This is a genomic window from Actinomycetota bacterium, assembly GCA_036280995.1.
GTDB lineage: Bacteria > Actinomycetota > CALGFH01 > CALGFH01 > CALGFH01 > CALGFH01.
This window is the reverse complement of record DASUPQ010000565.1, coordinates 1-2625: the sequence shown is the minus strand read 5'-3', so window position 1 is coordinate 2625 and position 2625 is coordinate 1. Positions and strand designations below refer to the sequence as shown.

The window sequence follows — 2625 nt, the reverse complement described above, 5'->3', positions numbered from 1 at the left end:
CCCCGCTCCAGGCCGTCCAACAGGCCCCAGCTACAACCGCCGGCACCAGCCCTACTCCCTGGACCATCAGCAGTCACCCGCCACCGTCCTGGTCACTCAGCAGCCGACCCATCGCCTCAGCCGCGACCGCCTGCATCGTCGCCGTGACATGAGAGTACAAATCCAAGGTGATACCGATCTGGCTGTGGCCAAGCAGGTCACTCACGATCTTGGGATGCACCCCCTCGCCGAGCAGCAGGGTGGCGCAGCTATGCCGCAAGTCATGAAACGGATACGGGGCAGACCAGCCCGATCAAGCAGTGGAAAGAAGCTCCGCTGCCGCAGATTGTGCGGGTCCAGCGGCTTGCCCGACGGTGTTGGGAAAGACCAGGCCTTGCTCTCCCGGCTGACCCCCTGCTGCTCGCGCTCCGCGGCCTGCCGATCGCGATGGTCGACCAACGCCGTTACGGCCAGCTCCGACAGCACCACAGCCCGGCGTGACTGGCGGGTCTTGAGCTGCCGGACCAGCTGCAGCCGGCGGCGCTCCACGTCCACGTCCTGCCAGCGTAGCCCAAGCAACTCACCCTGCCGAATCCCGGTACTGATCGCCAGCACATACAGCGCCTCCAGCCGGTCACCCTGGACCGCCTCGAGGAAGCTGCGCACCTCGGCAAGTCAGTCCTCGCGTGCGGCCGGCATGGTGGTGGGATGCCAGCTAACTTCAGAGAGTGGCGAGGAAGCGCTGTATGCCCTGGCTTGCGAGCCGGCGGAATGTCGCATGGAGTTCCTCGGCTGAGTAGGGATGGCGTCATTCTCGAGCCAAAGCTGCACCCTGTCGAGCGGGCACATGTCGGCGATGACCTGGTCTCCGACCTTGACCACGACCTGGAGGACCGATCCAGGGATGACCGCGGGCGCTCTCGCTGGAATCAGCTCCAGGATCAGGGCGTTCGGCGTCCACTGGACAGTCGCGTAGGATTATCCGCTATGCGTCTCCGGCCGCTCCCGCTCGCCCTCCTCGCCCTCGTCCTGAGTGCCTGCGCCATCCCGTCCGACCCCGCTGGACAACCAGCGGCCACCACCTCGCCTCCCACCGCCGTCTCCCGGGCCGCCACTGCTCGCACGAGCCCGGCCCAGGACCCCCCGCCGCCTGGCATCATCGCCCCGGCCCGCCGCCAGCCGGCCCCTGCCCTGCGGGTCACCGCCTTCGACGGCAGCATCGTCACCCTGGACGAGTTCCGGGGGCGACCTGTGGTGGTGAGCTTCTTTGAGTCCTGGTGCTCGATCTGCCAGGTCGAGCAGCCCGATCTGTCGAAGGTGGCCAAGCAGTTCGCCGGCCGGGTCGGCTTCGTGGGGGTCTCCAACCACGATACGGTCGCCGCCGGTCGCGCCTACGCCCGCCGCTTCCAGGTCCCCTATCCGCTGGCCAACGACGCCTCCGGGAAGACCTGGGCTCGTTGGCGGGTCCCCTACCAGCCGGTCACTGTGCTGGTCGACAGCCAAGGCCGGATCGCCGAGCGCTTTGACGGCGGGACCACCGGCGGAACCCTCCGCGCCGCCCTCACCTACCTGGCCCGCGAATGATGAGAACCTGTGGGAGCGTCGCATAACCAGGGATGAGGCTCGGCCAGGTCGCGAACCCCACCGCCGCTGGCGGCGCTTGGTGTCCAGGCGAGCACGCCGCCAGCCGGATGCGCCGGTAGCAGCACGGCCCGATCAGGCGCCGGTTGAAGCCACTCCATCCTTCCGATCCCAGCTTGGTTCGCTGTTTCAGCCGCACCAGCCCGATCCACCGCCACCCAGGGCAGCACCGGCAGTGGCTGGCCCACCGCAGCCAATCCGCCCGGCCCAGCCGCCACCGCGGAGGGTGTCGGGCTGGCTGCTGTTGGTCCCGGCGCTCACCCTTGCGGTCGGCGCGCTGCTGGGGTTCGTCCTCGGGTCCGCACAAGCCAGCCGTCAGCCGACCGGGCCTGCCCCCACCTCCTCGCCCTCACCGAGCACCCAGCTGGCAATACCTCCCTCCACCCGAGTCGTGGTTCGCCATTACGCTTCCCCGGCCTGCCTCGAGGCCGCCAGGCGGGGTGACCAGCTGATCGACCTGCTCATCCGCAACCAACGCCGTCAGGCCGCGGACCTGCTGGTCGCCTACACCGTGGCCGCTCAACAATGCCGCAAGGACGCGACGCCAACGCCATGAGCCGCGCCCGCCATGCAATGCCGCGTCACCTGGCCGAAGCCGAGGTCGACACAAGCCAGGACGATGACGCTGAGGCGTCCCTGCCAAGGCGATCACAAAGGTCACCAACACGGGCCTTGCCAGAGATTTGCCAGAACCTGCGCTCCAGGTGACTGCGCCCCGCCACACGTGCCGTTCAGAGATATTGAGCAGTCTCAGATTGCTGGTGCCTGGTGCCCTCGGCTGCCAATCTGACGCGCGTCTGAGCTACATCCGGCTTCCCAGCGACCTTGTCGAGGTGGGCATGCAGGTCCGCGCCGGCAGCATCCCGCTGCTGTCCAGGTGAGCGCAGCGGTGCCAACCTGCATATAGCAGGTCCTAGGGTGCGACCGCCTTCACCGTCCATCGGTCACACACCGACTCGATGGTGAGGCGGCCTCGGCCGCCACCGGTGACCGGCAAGACGCCGC

4 protein-coding genes are annotated in these 2625 nt (G+C 68.2%); 2 read left to right on the top strand and 2 right to left on the bottom strand.

From position 1 onward, the window contains the following. Positions 1–73 precede the first annotated feature (73 nt). Both VF468_19080 and VF468_19075 read right to left on the bottom strand, forming a co-directional pair. Entirely contained in the window at positions 74–220 is a 147-nt protein-coding gene (locus tag VF468_19080) for a hypothetical protein (protein HEX5880395.1), read from the bottom strand. Next, on the bottom strand, positions 202–645 hold the full coding sequence (locus tag VF468_19075; GenBank protein ID HEX5880394.1) for a tyrosine-type recombinase/integrase: 444 nt from the start codon (positions 643–645) through the stop codon (positions 202–204). The genes VF468_19080 and VF468_19075 overlap by 19 nt, the downstream gene beginning before the upstream one ends. A gap of 321 nt (positions 646–966) precedes the next feature. Here VF468_19075 and VF468_19070 point away from each other — a divergent pair, with 321 nt between their 5' ends. Then, positions 967–1563, top strand: a complete 597-nt coding sequence (locus VF468_19070) for a TlpA disulfide reductase family protein (GenBank protein ID HEX5880393.1) — start codon at positions 967–969, stop codon at positions 1561–1563. 283 nt (positions 1564–1846) lie between these two features. Continuing rightward, the gene (locus VF468_19065; protein ID HEX5880392.1) at positions 1847–2176 is read left to right on the top strand and encodes a hypothetical protein; all 330 of its coding nucleotides are present in this window, start codon (positions 1847–1849) and stop codon (positions 2174–2176) included. Positions 2177–2625 lie beyond the last annotated feature (449 nt).